The following is a 16,157-nucleotide window of genomic DNA, read 5'->3' on the forward strand; positions in this document are numbered from 1 at the left end:
CGATCGGGAGACAGCCGGTCCGTGGTGTGGTGCGGCCGGAGCCGCAGGGACGCTAGTGCCGCCCCTGCGCCACCCAGCTGAGCAGGTCGAAGGAGACACCGCCGAGGCCGGTCACCGGGTCATAGCCCTTGGCCGTCTTCAGCGACGTGTCCTGATCCATCGACACCAGGTAGGTGTTGCCGCTGATCGCACTCGTGTAGACCAGCGCCTGCGTCGGGTTCTGCGGCAGCACGTCGCGGAACGCGTTCGGCAGGATGCGCTTCACGCCGTACAGCGTCGGGTTCGCGAACCCGATCGTGGAGCGCGTCGCCTGCTGCACGATCGCGATCTGCGCCGCGACGATCGGCGAGGCCAGCGACGTTCCGCCGTAGGTCTCGTTGACGTAGTCGCCGGTCTCCAGCGTCGTGTCGTCGATGATCGGACGGATGCCGATCAGGAACCCCGTGTACGGGTCGGCGAGGGCCGCGACGTCCGGCGAGACGCGCTTGCCGTTCGCGAGAGCCGCCGGCACGATCCCGCGCTGGTAGTCCGGCTGTGCGAAGACCGCGCTCGTGCCGCCTCCGGCGCCGCCGACGAACCGCGTGCCCGGGAGGGGCTGAGCGTAGCTGAGCGTGCCGTCGGCGTTCTTGACGATCTGGTCGAACTGGTCGCCCCAGCCCGTCTCCCAGGCGATCTTGCCGTTCTTGTCGATGCCGGTGCTGGTTCCGCCGACCGAGGTCACCCACGGGGAGGACGCCGGGAAGTCCGGCGACGGGTAGCCGAGGTTCGCGACCTCGTCGCCGTTGTCACCGCTCGAGAAGTACAGGCCGATGCCCTCGCCCGCAGCCTGGAGCTGCAGGTTCACCTCGCCCTGGATCACGTCGGCCGGGACGGCCTCGCCCACGTTGCCGTAGCTGTTGCTGACGATGTTCGCGAGCTTGTTGTCGAGGATCTTCGACATGGCCACGTCCAGACCGCCGCCGCAGTTGAAACCGCCGACGTAGAGGATGCGAGCTCCGGGTGCGATGGCGTGCACGGACTCGACGTCGAGCGTCTGCTCGCCCTGCCATCCACTCGGGTACTGGCACAGCTCCTGGTCGACGAACTCGCTCGGGCTCGGTACCAGCTGCTGGTAGCTGCTGTTGGTCAGGCCGGGCTCGCCGTTCTGCTGCGAGTAGCTGTTGACGTCCTTGACGATCGTCGGGCTGGCGTACGCATCGATGATCGCGACCGTCTGGCCGGAGCCGTTGATGCCGCGCTTGCCGAGGTCGTTGAGGCCGTACGCGCTGCGCAGCTGCTGCGGGGTGTAGCCGCAGTTGTAGGTGCTGTACTGCGTGTTGCCGTTGTATGCGGGCGGGACCGTGACCGTGTGCTCGCCGTAGTAGTGCGAGCACGGCGTCTGGATCACGGGCGCTGCTGCCGCCTTGCGAGCGACCTGCGGGGCGCCGGACGGACCGAGATCGCCCTGCTTGATCGAGTCGGGGCGCGTCAGCGTGCGCGACTGCTCGATGCTCACGCCGGACACCTTGCCGCCGATGGAGGTCGGAAGCGACGGCGCCGAAGCCGGGGCCACGAGCTGGCGCCCCGCGTAGTTGAACGCGTGGAGCGACGTGCCGAAGATCGAGCCGAGCTGGTCCGGAGTGCCGCGGAAGACCACGTACTGGCGGCTGGCAGGAACGGCCGAAATGGTCAGGCCGGCGGCCTTCAGGAAGCTGACCACGGCGTCGGAGTCAGCCTGCGACGGCGCGAAGCGGTCGATCCACTGCTTGGGGTTGAGGGCCTTGCGGTATCCGCGATCAAGCGGGTTCGAGACGGCCTTGGCGAGAGCCTCCGCGCCCGCCTGGTCGCGGAGCGGAAGGTAGATCTCACCCTCCACCGTCTCATCGGCCGGTGCGGCACCGGCGTCGTTCGCCGCGGTCGCCCAGGAGGGGACGGAGCCGGCGTAGGTCACCCGGTCGGCTGCGTTCGCCGCCGATGCCCCCGCCAATGACAAAGCCACCACGGCAGACGTGGTGGCGATGATTCCGAGCGCCCTCTTGTGGAGGGATCCCGTGGTGCGATGTGCCATGAATGTCATCCTTAGCTCGGACGGACTCAACTTCGAGCCGTCGCGCACGGCGCGCGACAGGAGCGACACTAGACCTGATCGTTCTACCACCGCAACGAGGGGTAGACAGTTCTGTCGTGATCGTTGCTAGAGGTGAAGCATCCTCACGCGACGGCCGCATCCACCCGTCCCGGAAACGACGAAGGGGCCGGGACCGGCAAGCGGCCCCGACCCCGTCGGAGGATGTTCGCGGAACGAACTCAGATGGCGTTGACGTCCAGCGGAATGCCCGGGCCGAACGTGGTCGACACGGCGCCCTTCTGGATGTAACGGCCCTTCGCGGCGGACGGCTTGAGACGCACGACCTCCTCGAGAGCGGTCCGGATGTTGTCGTCCAGCTGCTCGGCGGTGAAGCCCGCCTTGCCCACGACGAAGTGCACGTTGGCGTGCTTGTCGACGCGGAACTCGATCTTTCCGCCCTTGATGTCGGAGACGGCCTTCGCCACGTCCGGCGTGACCGTGCCGGTCTTCGGGTTCGGCATGAGGCCGCGCGGGCCGAGCACCTTACCGAGACGGCCGACCTGGCCCATGAGCTCCGGGGTGGAGACGGCCGAGTCGAAGTCGGTGTAGCCGCCGGCCACCTTCTCGATCAGCTCCGCGCCGCCGACCTCGTCCGCACCGGCGGCGATGGCCGCCTCGGCGGCCGGACCGGTCGCGAACACGATGACGCGGGCGGTCTTGCCCGTACCGTGAGGAAGAATGACGGTACCGCGGACCATCTGGTCCGCCTTGCGCGGGTCGACGCCCAGCTTCAGCGCGACCTCGACGGTCGAGTTGAACTTGGCGGAGCCGGTCTCCTTCGCCAGGGCGACGGCCTCAGCGGGGGTGTAGAACTTTCCGGCCTCGATCTTCTCGGCCGCGGCCCGGTAGGCCTTGGACTTCTGTGCCATGTGATTTCTCCTTACGAGAATGTGGTGCGAGCCTGGCCGGCTCTTCCACGAGATGTCTTGAGGGGGTGGGGCTTACGCCTCGACCGTGATGCCCATCGAGCGGGCGGTGCCTGCGATGATCTTCGACGCCGCGTCGATGTCGTTGGCGTTGAGGTCGACCATCTTCTGCTCGGCGATCTGGCGCACCTGCTCCTGGGTCAGCTTGCCGACCTTGTTGGTGTGCGGGACGCCCGAGCCCTTGGCGACGCCGGCCGCCTTCTTGATGAGCTCTGCTGCCGGCGGCGTCTTCAGGACGAACGTGAACGAACGGTCCTCGTAGACGGTGATCTCGACGGGGATGACGTTGCCGCGCTGCGACTCGGTCGCCGCGTTGTACGCCTTGCAGAACTCCATGATGTTCACGCCGTGCTGACCGAGCGCCGGGCCGATAGGCGGGGCGGGGTTGGCGGCGCCGGCGTTGATCTGAAGCTTGATCAGACCGGTGACCTTCTTCTTCGGTGCCATGTCTCTTCCTTCTTTGTGTATTCGAGCGAGCCGGACCGCAGTCCGCATCGCTCTCCCGGTTTCTCGGCCCTTCCGAGACCCGGTGTTCTGAAAAACAGTGGGGAGGCTCTGGATGTTCCCTAGAGCTTCGTGACCTGGTCGAAGCTGAGCTCGACCGGGGTCTCGCGCTCGAACAGGGAGACGAGGACGGTGAGCTTGCCGCTCTCCGGCTTGATCTCGCTGATGGAGCCGGGGAGGCCCGCGAACGAGCCCTCCTTGATGGTGATGGTCTCGCCGATCTCGAAGTCGACCTCGGCGGGGATCACGCGCGCGGCGGCCTTCTGGCCCTTCGCGGCGCCCTTGGCCGGCGCGGCCTCGACCTGGACGAGGCTCTTCAGCATCGAGAAGGCCTCTTCGAAGCGCAGCGGCGTCGGGTTGTGGGCATTGCCGACGAAGCCGGTGACGCCCGGAGTGTGGCGGACGACCGACCAGCTGTCCTCGTTGAGGTCCATGCGCACCAGGACGTAACCGGGGATGCGCACGCGGTTGACCATCTTGCGCTGGCCGTTCTTGATCTCGACCACGTCCTCCATGGGAACCTGCACCTCGTAGATGTAGTCCTCCATGTTCATCGAGACCATGCGGTTCTCGATGTTGGACTTCACGCGACGCTCAAAGCCGGCGTACGAGTGGATGACGTACCACTTGCCGAGCTTGGAGCGGAGCTCTGCGCGGAACTCCTCGTACGGGTCGGCGGAGGTCTCCTCCTCCTCGTCCTCGACGGCCTCGAGGGCGGCCTCGGCCTCGTCCTCGCTGTCGACCTCGAGCGCCTCGTCGACGGCGCGGTCGGCCTCAGGGTCGACCGCCTCCGCCATGGCGTCGAGCACGGCGTCGAGGTCGATCTCGGTGCCGTCGTCGGCGACGACGTGCAGCGCCTCGTGCTCGGCGGAGTCGGACGCCTCGTCCTCGCTGGCGAGAACGTTGCCGGTCTGCGCCTCGTCGTCCTCGGAGGACTGCTCCGCAGCGGGCGCCCAGTCCACGTCGTCGCGATTCGTCTCAGACACTGAATTCATTCCATTTCTTGTCGGGAGGGCCGGTGCGGCCCGATCGACGTCGTCTACTTCGGATTTCCGAAGACCCAGACGACACCCATGCCGAACACCCAGTCAAGGAGTGACACGAGAGCCATCATGATCACCACGAACACGAGCACGACGCCGGTGTAGCTGAAGAGCTCCTTGCGGGTCGGCGTGACGACCTTCTTCAGCTCGCCGATGACCTGCCGGATGAACAGGGCGATCCGCGCGAAGGGGTTGCGCCGTGCGGCGCGATCCTTCTTCGCGTTGGCGACGATCTCCTCGCTCGGCTCGTCGATTACCTTTCGGGCCACCTCGTTACACCTTTCGTGGATCGGCACCAGAGTGCCGACTTGCAGGGCGGACAGGAATCGAACCTGCAACCTGCGGTTTTGGAGACCGCTGCTCTGCCAATTGAGCTACCGCCCTAGGGAACCGAATCGCCGACTTCCTGCGCTGGCTGTTCCAGGCTAACCGATCGAACATCCGAACGTGCTGCGGATGCCCGGCCGGAGCGGGGCAGTACTGCCGTCGCTACACCAGAAAAAGGGCGCAAAAAAGCTTGGCAGATTCAACCACCGCGTCAAGTGTACGGGACGCGACACGTCGGCCGCAAAGCGGTCACCCGACTACAGGAGTTTGCGCTCCAGCGCCCACGCGGTGAGCTCGTGCCGGGACGACAGCTGCAGCTTCCGAAGCACGGCGGAGACGTGCGTCTCGACCGTCTTGATCGAGATGAACAGCTCCGCCGCCACCTCTTTGTAGGCGTAGCCCCGGGCGATCAACCGCATCACCTCGCGCTCCCGGGCCGACAGGCGGTCGAGTTCGTCAGTCGACTCCGCCTGCTCGCCGGACGCGGCTCCGAAGGCGTCGAGCACGAAGCCGGCGAGGCGGGGCGAGAAGACGGCGTCGCCGCCCGCCACCGCGACGACCGCGTCGCTCACCTGGCCACCCGAGCTGCCCTTGGTGAGGTAGCCGCGGGCTCCGGCGCGGATGACGCCCACCACATCCTCGGCAGCGTCCGACACGCTGAGAGCCAGGAATCGCGTGGACGGCGTCTCGGCCGCGGTCCTGCGGACCACCTCGGCTCCCCCGCCGCCCCCGCCGCCGGGCAGATGCACGTCGAGCAGCACGACGTCGGGCCGGGTCTCCAGGACCACGGCGACCGCCGCATCCACATCGGCCGCCTCTCCGACGACATGTAGACGATCATCGAGGTCGGCGCGGAGGCCCGAGCGGAAGATGGAGTGGTCATCCACGATCACCACGGTGACGGGCCGGCCGGCGGCGGTGCTCTCGGTCATAGGGTCTCGCTCGCGATGTCGATGGTCAGCTGGATCTCGGTGCCGGTCTCGCGCACCACCACGGTCGCCTGACCGCCGGCACGGCGCATGCGGCCGATGATCGATTCTCTGACACCGAGGCGCCCTTCGGGAAGCGCCCCGAGATCGAAGCCCGGTCCGCGGTCGCGGATGAACACATCCACTCGTCCGGACGCGTGCTCGACGTAGACGGAGACGTCGCCGCCTGCGTGCCGCGCGGCGTTCAGCATCGCCTCGCGCGCGGCCGCTCCCAGCTCGGAGGGAGCATGCGTCACCGGCTCGCCGACCGACACCACGTCGAACGTGACGGGGTGCTCCACCTCCAGAGCGGCAGCGACATCGCGGAGCTCGGCGGCGAGGTCCCGCTCCTCCGCGCCGGACGCCGCCGCGCCCTCGGTGAACAGCCACTCGCGCAGCTCCCGCTCCTGCGCACGGGCGATGCGCCCGACCTCGCTCGACGCCCCTGCGCGGTTCTGGATGAGCGCGAGCGTCTGCAGCACGGAGTCGTGCAGGTGCGCTGCCATCTCCGCCCGCTGCTCCTCCTTGATTCGCGCGGTCCGCTCCGTGATCAGCTCCCGCCACAGCCGCAGCCCCCACGGAGCGACCAGCACGGCCGCGCCGGCGAAGGTGGCGATCAGGATGCCGAGCCACAGCATCCCGGAGCCCGAGACGTTCTGCGTGAGAGCGATCGCCAATGCGACCAGCACGAGAAAAGCACCGCAGACGATGCGGAAAGCGGCAGGAGAGAGTGGTGCGAAGGCGACCGGCTCCTCGTCCGCCAGCTGCTCCCAGGCCACGGCGAGCACCAGCAGGGCGGCGCAGGCGACCAGCGCCCCGAAGCCGGGTCCGAGTGCTCCACCCGCAGCGAGGACCACGGCCGTGATGCCCGCCGCCGCACCGGCGCCGGCGAGCAGCCACGGGAGATTGACCCGGCGGCGCACGCCATCCGCGGGGTCGGGACCTGACGGGGCGCGCAACGGCGTGAACGCCCACAGCCAGAGGTACAGCAGGATGCCGGCGCCGCCCAGGAACGTGGCGCCAACGAACGCCCAGCGCACGGCCGCGACCGGCCAGCCGAGGTGATCGGCGAGCGCGACGCTCACCCCGCTCACGGCGCACGTGCGCGGCCGGGCCAACGGAGGCCGTGGCAGGCCGGCGCGTGAACCGGCGGGCGCTGTGGACGACATAGTCAGAATCCAAGCAGACCCCGAAGGGACCCGCACCCGATGGCCGCCTCAATCAGGGTCCGCTCAGGGGTTCACCCGATACCCGGGCGACGAGCCCGACGCCAGGATGGGGAACATGTCACAGAACGACTCGACTCCCCCGGTGGGGACGCCCGCGAACCCCTACGGCGGTCCGCAGACCGGATTCTCCGGCCGCGGAACGCGCTTCTTCGATTGGATGCGCGGTCTCGGCATCGTCCGCGCCGACGGCTGGCTCGGCGGAGTGAGCGCCGGCGTTGCGTACCGCCTGGGCATCGACCCTCTCATCGTGCGCGGTATCATCGTGGTGGCCGGCATCCTCGGCGCACCCGTGCTGCTGCTGTACGCGGCGGCGTGGGCGCTCCTGCCGGACCGCGATGGCCGCATCCACCTCCAGCAGCTCTTCGAGGGCGACTTCCAGCCGCCGATCGTCGCGATCGGCGTCATGGCGCTGCTCTCACTGCTGCCGTGGACGAGCGGCGTCTGGTGGGCCGACGGGCCGTTCTGGAACGTTCCCGACTGGGGCGATGTGATCGGCCGCGTCATCTGGACGCTGGTGGTCATCGGCGCGGTGGTCGCGCTCATCGTCATCGCCGTGCGGAACTCGGATGCGCGGTCGGCGACGCGGGCGGCGCCCGCTGCCGGTTCCGGTGCGTTCGGGACGACCGGCCCTACCGGTGCCGACACGGCGGCGGCGAGCGCCTTCACGGCGGACACGAGTGCCGCCGGCTCGACCAACGAGCCGGCGGACGGCGGTACCGCTCCCGCGGCAAGCGATTCCGCAGGGGCGTCGTCGTCGACCGTGCCGGCGGCGAGCGCCGCATCCATCTCCGCACCGCAGCTGGACACCGCTGCCGAGCCGACGGCCCCACCCGCACCGCGACTGGGCGCCTCCGCCGACGAGGTCGCCGACTGGCAGCAGCGTCAGGCGCAGTGGCGCGCGGAGCATGCGGCGTGGAAGCAGCGTCTCGCCGCGGACATGCGCGCAGTGAAGGCGCAACGCGCGGCCGAGCTCCGGACCCAGGTCGCCACCGCGACGGCCGAGGCGGCCGCGCGCCGAGAGGCCTACCGGGCGGCGAATCCGCGCGTCGGCGCGGCGATCGGTTGGCTGACCGTCGGGCTCGCTCTGGTCGCCGGATCCCTGGTGGCCATCGTGTGGCCGCAACTGGCCGACGTCACGCGCTTCACGACGGCCGCCGGGCTCGCCGCCGCCACGCTCGTCGTCGGTGTCGTCGTGCTCATCGCCGGGCTGGCGCGACGTCGCAGCGGATTCCTGATCTTCCTCGGGATCCTTCTGGCCGTGCTCACGACGGCCGCACTGTTCCTCGCGGGCGACAACGTCGCCGGCATCCACCTGACGAGCGTCGGGCTGCCCGCGCTCCTCCAGCACTGACCCCGTGCTGGCCGAGAATCGACCGGGAGAGGCGACCATGACCGACCAGAAGCCGCAGAACGCACCGCACGAGTGCTCGATCTCAGAGACGGCGCCCCTCACGGGAGCACCGTTCACCGCGCCGACCGGCGAAGCACCGGTGCGCTGGGGCGGCGTGATCTGGGGACTGCTGCTGACGCTGTTCGCCGGCGCCACCCTCTACGTGCTGGCGTCGTCGGAACGCGTCCGCGAGGTCGGCGACTGGCTCGCGGCGCTCACCCCCGGTTCCGCCTGGGCGCTCGGCGCCGCCGTCATCGGACTCGTCATCGTCGTCTCCGCCTTGCTCGGCGGCATCCGAGCCTCCCAGCGCAGACGCGAGCACGTGCGGATCTGACCGGTTCCGTCCACAGAACAGCTTCGACGCCCGTTCTCCACCGATGTCCTCGGAGGGGAGCGGGCGTCAGGCGTCCCTGACACGATGGCTTCATGACCACCGCAACAGATGCCCTCTCCAGCCTCCGGGCCCTCGTCGGGCGACCGGAAGCCGAGTTCCACGACGGGCAGTTCGAGGCCATCAGGGCTCTGGTCGACGATCATCGACGCGCCCTGGTCGTGCAGCGCACGGGATGGGGCAAGTCCGCCGTCTACTTCGTGGCGACCATGCTGCTGCGCGCCCGGGGCGCGGGGCCGACCATCCTGGTCTCGCCGCTGCTGGCGCTCATGCGCGACCAGGTGGCGGCAGCTGAGCGGGCGGGCGTGCGCGCCGTGACCATCAACTCGTCCAATCGGCACGAATGGGACGATGTGGCGGCGAGGCTTCGGGAGGACTCGGTCGACGTGCTGCTCGTCTCACCGGAGCGGCTGAACAACCCGGACTTCCGCGACACGCAGCTGCCGGCCCTGGTCGAGCGCAGCGGACTGCTGGTGGTAGATGAAGCCCACTGCATCTCCGACTGGGGCCACGACTTCCGGCCCGACTATCGCCGGCTCCGCGACCTGATCGGGCAGCTTCCCGACGGCGTGCCCGTGCTCGCGACCACGGCGACGGCCAACGAGCGCGTCGTGGCCGACGTGGTGGAGCAGCTCGGCGTGGGCCGGGAAGCCGACGTCGTGACGATCCGCGGGCCACTCGCCCGGCGATCGTTGCGACTGGGAGTGCTCCCTCTGCCCGACGCCACCGCCCGGCTCGCGTGGCTCGCCGGCCACCTCGGCGACCTGCCTGGCAGCGGCATCGTGTACACCCTGACGGTGTCGGCGGCGGAGGACACCGCGCGGGTGCTCCGCCGTGCCGGCCACGAAGCGCACGCGTACACCGGGCAGACGGACACCGCCGAGCGGGAAGACCTGGAGGGCCGGCTCAAGCGCAACGAGGTCAAGGTGCTCGTGGCGACGAGTGCTCTGGGGATGGGCTTCGACAAGCCGGACCTCGGATTCGTCGTTCACCTGGGGGCGCCGTCGTCTCCCGTCGCCTACTACCAGCAGGTGGGTCGCGCCGGCCGGGCGACGGAGAACGCCGATGTGCTGCTGCTTCCCGGCCCGGAGGACCGCGCCATCTGGCAGTACTTCGCGACCGCCTCGATGCCGTCGCGCGAGAAGGCCGCCGCGGTGCTCGACACGCTTGGGTCGGAGCCCCTGTCGACGCGCGTGCTGGAGAGCCGCGTCGACCTCCGCGCGTCCACGCTGGAGCTGCTGTTGAAGGTACTGGATGTCGACGGCGCCGTCCGGCGGGTGAGCGGCGGCTGGGTCTCGACCGGCGCACCCTGGGAGTACGACGAGGAGCGGTACGCCCGCATCGCGGCCGCGCGCGAGGCGGAGCAGCAGTCCATGCTCGACTACGAGTCCACGTCCGGGTGCCGGATGGAGTTCCTGCAGCGTGCGCTCGACGATCCGGATGCCGGCCCCTGCGGCCGCTGCGACAACTGTGCGGGCGTCTGGTACCCGACGGAGGTGGACAGCAGCGCGTCCGGCGAAGTGGGCACGATCCTCGACCGGGTCGGGGTCGAGGTCGAGCCGCGCAAACTCTGGCCGACAGGCGCAGACCGCCTCGGGGTGCCGGTGAAGGGCAAGCTGGCGCCGGACCAGCAGCTCCGGCCGGGTCGGGCGCTCGCCCGACTGACGGACCTCGGCTGGGGCGGGCGACTGCGCGAGCTGCTGGCGGACGATGCGGCCGACCAGCCGGTGCCGCCTGCGGTCCTCGACGCGTGTGTGCGAGTCCTCGCCGACTGGGATTGGGATGCGCGTCCGGGAGCCGTCGTCGCAATGCCCTCACGTCGGCGACCGGTGCTCATCGAGTCCCTCGCCCGCGGCCTCGCAGGAATCGGGCGTCTCCCCTTCGCCGGGACGCTCGGGTGGCGCGGCGGACCGCCGGCCGGGTCACCTGGTGGCAACAGTGCTTTCCGGCTGGCGTCGGTGTGGAATCACTTCTCCGCCGACGGGCTCGACTTGCCGCCCGGCATCCCGGTGCTCCTTGTGGACGATCTGGTCGACAGTCGCTGGACGATCACGGTCGCCGGTCAGGAGCTCCTGCGCGCGGGAGCAGGGGCGGTTCTCCCGTTCGCGGCCGCTGTGCGCAGCTGAGCTCCGCCATGCCGCCCGTGATGCTGCGAACGCGGCGGAGGGAGACGAGCGCCGAATAGGCGCTCCCCTCCCCCAGCCGGTCAGATGAAGTCGCCGCCACCGCCAAAGTCGCCGCCACCGAAGTCGCCTCCGCCGAAGCCACCCCAGTCGCCGCCACCGCCCCAGTCGCCACCGGCACCGAAGTCGCCACCACCGGAGGCATCGCCGCCCCCGTCCCAGCCGGCCGCGTCGACCGAACCGGCGTCGCCGGCGCCCCCGTCGCCGCCCTGGTCGCCGCCGTTCTGGTCGCCGCTCTGGTCGTTTCCGTCCTGGTTGTCGCCGTTCTGGTTGTCGCCGTTCTGGTCGCCTCCGCCGCCGTCCGCCTGGTCGGCGCCCGGGGCCGGGAGGAAGGCGCTGACCAGCGCAGAGCCGATCACGTAACCGGCCACGCTTCCGAGCAGAGAGCTGGCGAACATGCTGCCGAAGCCCGCTCCGCCGAAACCGGGGCGTCCAGCGCCGCCGGCGCCATTGCCGCCCAGAGCACGCTCGAGAGTGCCCGGCTGACGGAGCTCAGAGCGGGTCGCCGCCTGGGCGAGCGACCGGGGGTCGTCGCCACGCGGCTGCTCCCCCGCCGGAGCGTTCTCGCTCAGCTGCTGAAACAGCAGGCGCCGCTGGTCGGGCGTCAGCTTTGCGAACGCCTCCTCGTGCACCTGCTCGATCGTCTCCGGCGGAGCGGTGCGGAGCAGATACCGGTAGCGCTCCACGGCGATCTCGTCCTCACTGCGGCCCTGCGGCTGACCGGCAGCCTGGCCCTGCGGCTGGCCCTGGCCTCCGCCGTACGGCTGGTAGGCGGTGTTCTGCGTCTGCTGGCCGTTCGGGCGCGGTTCCTCGCGTCCGAGCAGGCGGTCCAGGAATCCCATGTCGTCCCCTCCGGTCCTTCCCGACGCGAACGCGCCGTGTGGGGTTCAGCCTACGGAGCGCGGCGTGAGAAAACTCTCAGAGTTGGATGGGTGTCAGCACTGCGCCGGATGCGAGGCCGCCGAATGCGAGGCCGCCGGACTCACGAACGCCGTCAGAGGCTGACGCCGACCATGACCGGCTCCGGCTGCAACACCACGCCGAACTCGGACTGCACCCGCGACTGGATGAACGACGCCAGCTGGGCGACGTCCGCCGCCGTCGCACCCCCGCGGTTGACGATCGCGAGCGTGTGCTTGGACGAGATGGCGGCACGCGAGCCGGGCAACGCGAATCCCCGACGGATGCCCGCGTTCTCGATCAGCCACGCCGCACTGAGCTTCATCGTGTACTCGGCTGTCGCGAGAGGCGGGACATCGAGCGGGTGCACGCCGCCGAGCGGGATGTCCATCACCGTGTCGGCTTCCAGCGGCGCCTGCGGCCAGCGGGGGGCGTTGGCGGGAAGGGTGCGGGCGAACCCCTCGGACACGATCGGGTTGGTGAAGAACGATCCGGAGCTGACCGAGTCGGGGTCGGCCGGGTCCAGCACCATGCCCTTCGACGACCGCAGGGCGAGCACCGCGCGACGCAGTTCCGCCACGGGAACCCGGGCGCCGAGAGGCACGCCCAGGGCGTCCGCGAGCTGGGCGTACGCCACGGGTGCGCTCAGCGGCGCGCCGACGGCACCAGGAACGGCGCCGTCCGCAAGCTCCAGGTCGACCGAGAGCACGACACCGATTCGTCCGCGCTTGAGCACGGAGGTGCGATATCCGAGACCCAACTCGTGCCGAGCGAGGTACACGACCTCGTCCGAGGCGTCGTCGAAGAACTCCACGCCGACGAGCGCGGACTCGAGCTCCTGGCCATACGCGCCGATGTTCTGCACGGGCGCGGCGCCCGTCGACCCGGGGATTCCGCTCAGCGCCTCGATCCCGGACCAGCCGTTGCGCACCGTGAGCGCGACGAGCTCGTCCCACGGCTCGCCGGCCTGCACGCGGAGCCGGATCCGGCCCTCGGGCGCGGGCAGACGCTCGACACCGCGGCTGCGGATGTGGATGACCGTCCCGTCGAAGCCCTCGTCGCTCGCCACCGTGTTCGAGCCGCCACCGATCAGCAGCCAGTCCTCGGCGGTGTCACGGGCTTCCCGGACCGCGTCCACGATGGCGTCGCGGTCGTCGGCCGCCACAAGGCGGTGGGGCACACCGCCGACGCGGATCGTGGTGAGCGCGGCGAGCGGCGGCGTCGAGTCGGTCATGGTCGAGTCGGTCATGCCAACCGGACGCGGACCTGCGCCTTGCCGAGCACGGTCTCGCCGCCGAACGTCGTGGTCAGGTCGATGCGCGCGATCCGCGCTTCCGCATCCAGCTGGCCGACCTTGGCGGTCACGGTCACAGTGGTCCCATCCGCCGGGTCGACCACGACCGGGCGGGTGAACCGCACCTGGTAGTCCGCGACGAGGGCGGGGTCGCCGACCCAGTCGACCACCGGCTGCACGGAGAGTCCCATGGTAAGCATGCCGTGCGCGATGACGCCGGGCAGACCGACCGAGGTGGCGATGTCGTCGCGATAGTGGATGGGGTTGAAGTCGCCGGAGGCGCCCGCGTACCGCACGAGGGAGTCGCGGGTCAGTTCGACCGTGCGCTCGGCGACCACGTCGCCGACGGTGAGGGTGCCGAAGTCGGGGGTGGCCATCACTCGTCTCCTCGCACGACCAGGGTGGATGTGGCGGTCACCACGTGCGCGCCGTCGGCGTCGACGATGGTCGACTCGGCCGTCACCATCGAGTGCGCGCCGAGCGACTTCACGGAGGTCACCCGGAGAGTCGCGGTCAGCTCGTCGCCGGCGAACACCGGGCGGGAGAACGAGAAGCGCTGGTCGCCGTGAACCACACGGCTGAAGTCGATTCCGGCATCGGGCTCGGAGAGCAGCTGCGCGAGCGTCGCCTCCTGAACCACGACCGGGAACGTCGGCGGGGCCACGAGGTCGCGGTGTCCCTGCGCGCGCGCCGCGTCGACGTCGAAACAGACCGGCGAGGTGGCGAAGACGGCGCGGGCGAACTCGCGCACCTTCTCTCGCCCGACGAGGTACGGCCGGGTGGGCGGGAACTCACGCCCCTGCAGCTCTGGGTTCACTGGCACCCGACGATTCTACCGGCGCGTTCCTCGCCGGTCCCTGGCAGCCGCAAACGACAGAAGACCCCGGAGGCCGTGGGCCTCCGGGGTCTTCGTGCTCGGTGCTAGCGCCTTACTGGCAGCTATCGCACTGCAGCAGGTCCATGGGGTCGACGGGAACCGAGTAGCCGCCAACGCTGTCGTTTTCGTAGTCCATGATGGCCTCCCCTAGAAGTCTTGGTGATCCGCGTTCCCGCGGTGTTCACCCACTATATAACCCGAATGACACGATTGTCATTCCACTACATGTTGTGTTTTGGGGATTTTTTCTCGCTGCCCCCAGAGTAGGGACTACCACCGACATTCGAAGGCCGAACCTCATCGAGGGCCGCCCTGCGTCGAGAGGGATTTTTCCGCAGATCCACGCGAGTTTTGTCGCGCGCGGGCGGCGACCGACCTCCGATCCGAGCGCCGCCGCGACACCGCCCGGGCGCATCCACTCGGTCGAGCGCGTCGGCGTGTCGGCGTGTCGACACATCCACACCGTGGAAATCGAAACCGAATCGCGCGACGCTGTCGAAATGGGTGAAGGCCCTTCGTTGCAGGGGTGAGAGAGAGGAACACACACCATGAAGCTCACGATCAGTCTCCAGGTCACCCTCGACGGCGTCGCCCAGGCGAACGGCGGCAACAACGAGGAGATGGACCCCGGATTCACCCGCGGCGGCTGGGCGCTTCCGCTGAACGACGGCGAGGCCGTGCAGTACATCCTCGACACCTGGCGGCGTCCCGACGCCTTCCTGCTCGGCCGCAAGACGTACGGGCTGTTCGAGACCTACTGGGGTGCGCGCAGCGATGACGGCGGTTTCGGTGAGGCGATCAGCTCCCGGCCGAAGTACGTCGTCTCGCGCACTCTGACCGACCCGACCTGGCAGGGCACGACGGTCATCTCCGGGGATGTCGCGGCTCGTGTCCGCGAACTGAAGTCCGAGCGCGACGGCGAGCTGCTGGTGGTGGGAAGCGCGGCGCTCGCACGATGGCTTCTCGAGAACGAGCTGGTCGACGAGCTGAACCTCGTCCAGTTCCCGGTGATCGTGGGCGAGGGCGAGCGCTGGCTGCCCGAACGCGGCCTCGACTTCGCCCTCGACCTCACCGACACGCGCGTGTTCCCGACCGGCATCGTCGGCCTGACGTACCGCGTCGGCGGCCGGCCCGAATACGCCTGACCGGCAGCGGCCGCGGCGGGTCAGGAAGACGGCATCGTCCGCCGGTCGCGCTTCTTCGCGACCGGCGGCTTGTTGGGCCAGGACCAGCGGTACGGAGTGTTCTCGAGCGCTCCGGGCATCACGGTGGGGAACACGGACCGGCGCTGCCAGATCATCCACAGCAGGACGCCCGCGAGCGCCGCGCTGACGACGCCGCACACGATGAGACCGACGCCGGTGGCGGGCCACAGGATCCATCCGACAGTGAAGATGTAGAGGGCTCCCCACACCGATCCGATGCTGAACATCGGGCCGTTGACGACCCACCCGTTGAACTGGACCATCATCACGAGCTTGGTCCAGCGGGTGAGGCGCATCGGGAGAAGGGAGAGCGAGACCCCCGTCACGGCGGTGGTCGCGGGTCCGACGGCCTCACCGCCGGCCGCGCGGATGCTGGCCGAGAGCCGCTCGTGCCGGAACGACGGCCGCAAGCTCCGGGCGAACAGGGTGAGGGCGGCCAGCATGTTCCCGAGCGACGCCAGGATCAGGAGGTACCCGACGCAGCCCAGGACCGCCATGACGACCGGAATCACGATGAACGCCATCCACGTGTCGGAGCGATGGAATGCCGGCGATGCCCCCAGCCCGGCGTCGCCCACGGTGCCCGACAGTGCGGCCGGAAGGGCGACGACAGCGGTGGCGACGGCCGCGAGGAACAGCACCACCCAGACGATGGATACCAGCAGATAGCCGAACGGGCGAAGCAGCACCGCCGCGACGCGCGGCTCGATGTCGCGGCCGAGCATGATCGGACGGGTCAGCGGGTCGATCGTTCTCCGGGCCGTCGCGCTTCTCGCCATCTTCGCCTCCCCCTCAGCCGGTCGAGCGAGAGCA

General features: G+C 69.7%; 16 protein-coding genes and 1 tRNA gene. 4 read left to right on the top strand and 13 right to left on the bottom strand.

Annotation, left to right across the window (positions count from 1 at the left end; genetic code table 11):
* Positions 1 to 52 precede the first annotated feature (52 nt).
* The 8 genes from ACF1AJ_RS09935 to ACF1AJ_RS09970 all read right to left on the bottom strand — a co-directional run bounded on the left by ACF1AJ_RS09935 (position 53) and on the right by ACF1AJ_RS09970 (position 7,044).
* Positions 53 to 2,047, bottom strand: a complete 1,995-nt coding sequence (locus ACF1AJ_RS09935) for a protease pro-enzyme activation domain-containing protein (protein WP_391507168.1) — start codon at positions 2,045 to 2,047, stop codon at positions 53 to 55.
* Between the two features lie 239 nt (positions 2,048 to 2,286).
* Positions 2,287 to 2,976: a 50S ribosomal protein L1 gene (gene rplA, locus ACF1AJ_RS09940; RefSeq protein ID WP_391507169.1), complete on the bottom strand. Its 690-nt coding sequence runs from the start codon at positions 2,974 to 2,976 to the stop codon at positions 2,287 to 2,289.
* A 72-nt stretch (positions 2,977 to 3,048) separates the two neighbouring features.
* Positions 3,049 to 3,480, bottom strand: coding sequence for a 50S ribosomal protein L11 (gene rplK, locus ACF1AJ_RS09945; RefSeq protein ID WP_018189751.1), 432 nt, complete (start codon positions 3,478 to 3,480; stop codon positions 3,049 to 3,051).
* A 119-nt stretch (positions 3,481 to 3,599) separates the two neighbouring features.
* Positions 3,600 to 4,523, bottom strand: a complete 924-nt coding sequence (nusG, locus tag ACF1AJ_RS09950; RefSeq protein ID WP_309856593.1) for a transcription termination/antitermination protein NusG — start codon at positions 4,521 to 4,523, stop codon at positions 3,600 to 3,602.
* Between the two features lie 53 nt (positions 4,524 to 4,576).
* Positions 4,577 to 4,849: a preprotein translocase subunit SecE gene (gene secE, locus ACF1AJ_RS09955; protein ID WP_018189749.1), complete on the bottom strand. Its 273-nt coding sequence runs from the start codon at positions 4,847 to 4,849 to the stop codon at positions 4,577 to 4,579.
* A gap of 42 nt (positions 4,850 to 4,891) precedes the next feature.
* A tRNA-Trp gene (locus ACF1AJ_RS09960) sits at positions 4,892 to 4,964 on the bottom strand.
* Between the two features lie 200 nt (positions 4,965 to 5,164).
* Positions 5,165 to 5,839: a LuxR C-terminal-related transcriptional regulator gene (locus ACF1AJ_RS09965; RefSeq protein ID WP_391507170.1), complete on the bottom strand. Its 675-nt coding sequence runs from the start codon at positions 5,837 to 5,839 to the stop codon at positions 5,165 to 5,167.
* Positions 5,836 to 7,044 (bottom strand): PspC domain-containing protein, encoded by a 1,209-nt coding sequence (locus ACF1AJ_RS09970; RefSeq protein ID WP_391507171.1) that lies wholly within the window; start codon positions 7,042 to 7,044, stop codon positions 5,836 to 5,838. Before ACF1AJ_RS09970 ends, ACF1AJ_RS09965 begins: the two co-directional genes overlap by 4 nt.
* A gap of 115 nt (positions 7,045 to 7,159) precedes the next feature.
* Here ACF1AJ_RS09970 and ACF1AJ_RS09975 point away from each other — a divergent pair, with 115 nt between their 5' ends.
* The 3 genes from ACF1AJ_RS09975 to ACF1AJ_RS09985 all read left to right on the top strand — a co-directional run bounded on the left by ACF1AJ_RS09975 (position 7,160) and on the right by ACF1AJ_RS09985 (position 11,011).
* On the top strand, positions 7,160 to 8,455 hold the full coding sequence (locus tag ACF1AJ_RS09975; RefSeq protein ID WP_391507172.1) for a PspC domain-containing protein: 1,296 nt from the start codon (positions 7,160 to 7,162) through the stop codon (positions 8,453 to 8,455).
* Positions 8,456 to 8,492: 37 nt separating this feature from the next.
* Entirely contained in the window at positions 8,493 to 8,828 is a 336-nt protein-coding gene (locus tag ACF1AJ_RS09980) for a hypothetical protein (RefSeq protein WP_391507173.1), read from the top strand.
* A 92-nt stretch (positions 8,829 to 8,920) separates the two neighbouring features.
* A complete protein-coding gene (locus tag ACF1AJ_RS09985; RefSeq protein ID WP_391507174.1) occupies positions 8,921 to 11,011 on the top strand; it encodes a RecQ family ATP-dependent DNA helicase in 2,091 nt (696 codons plus the stop codon).
* A gap of 80 nt (positions 11,012 to 11,091) precedes the next feature.
* Here the strand turns inward: ACF1AJ_RS09985 and ACF1AJ_RS09990 are convergent, their stop codons facing one another.
* The 4 genes from ACF1AJ_RS09990 to ACF1AJ_RS10005 form a co-directional block, all read right to left on the bottom strand.
* Positions 11,092 to 11,910, bottom strand: coding sequence for a hypothetical protein (locus ACF1AJ_RS09990; RefSeq protein ID WP_391507175.1), 819 nt, complete (start codon positions 11,908 to 11,910; stop codon positions 11,092 to 11,094).
* Positions 11,911 to 12,062: 152 nt separating this feature from the next.
* Positions 12,063 to 13,202: a UDP-N-acetylmuramate dehydrogenase gene (locus ACF1AJ_RS09995; protein ID WP_391507463.1), complete on the bottom strand. Its 1,140-nt coding sequence runs from the start codon at positions 13,200 to 13,202 to the stop codon at positions 12,063 to 12,065.
* 11 nt (positions 13,203 to 13,213) lie between these two features.
* Complete coding sequence (locus ACF1AJ_RS10000; RefSeq protein ID WP_391507176.1) at positions 13,214 to 13,639, bottom strand: MaoC family dehydratase; 426 nt, start codon at positions 13,637 to 13,639, stop codon at positions 13,214 to 13,216.
* Positions 13,639 to 14,085, bottom strand: coding sequence for a MaoC family dehydratase N-terminal domain-containing protein (locus ACF1AJ_RS10005; RefSeq protein ID WP_026307047.1), 447 nt, complete (start codon positions 14,083 to 14,085; stop codon positions 13,639 to 13,641). Before ACF1AJ_RS10005 ends, ACF1AJ_RS10000 begins: the two co-directional genes overlap by 1 nt.
* A 602-nt stretch (positions 14,086 to 14,687) precedes the next feature.
* Here ACF1AJ_RS10005 and ACF1AJ_RS10010 point away from each other — a divergent pair.
* Entirely contained in the window at positions 14,688 to 15,284 is a 597-nt protein-coding gene (locus tag ACF1AJ_RS10010; protein ID WP_391507177.1) for a dihydrofolate reductase family protein, read from the top strand.
* 20 nt (positions 15,285 to 15,304) lie between these two features.
* On the opposite strand, the gene ACF1AJ_RS10015 is transcribed toward ACF1AJ_RS10010, so the two are convergent.
* A complete protein-coding gene (locus ACF1AJ_RS10015; protein ID WP_391507178.1) occupies positions 15,305 to 16,123 on the bottom strand; it encodes a hypothetical protein in 819 nt (272 codons plus the stop codon).
* Positions 16,124 to 16,157: the final 34 nt, after the last annotated feature.

Source organism: Leifsonia sp. NPDC014704, from assembly GCF_043083605.1.
GTDB lineage: Bacteria > Actinomycetota > Actinomycetes > Actinomycetales > Microbacteriaceae > Leifsonia.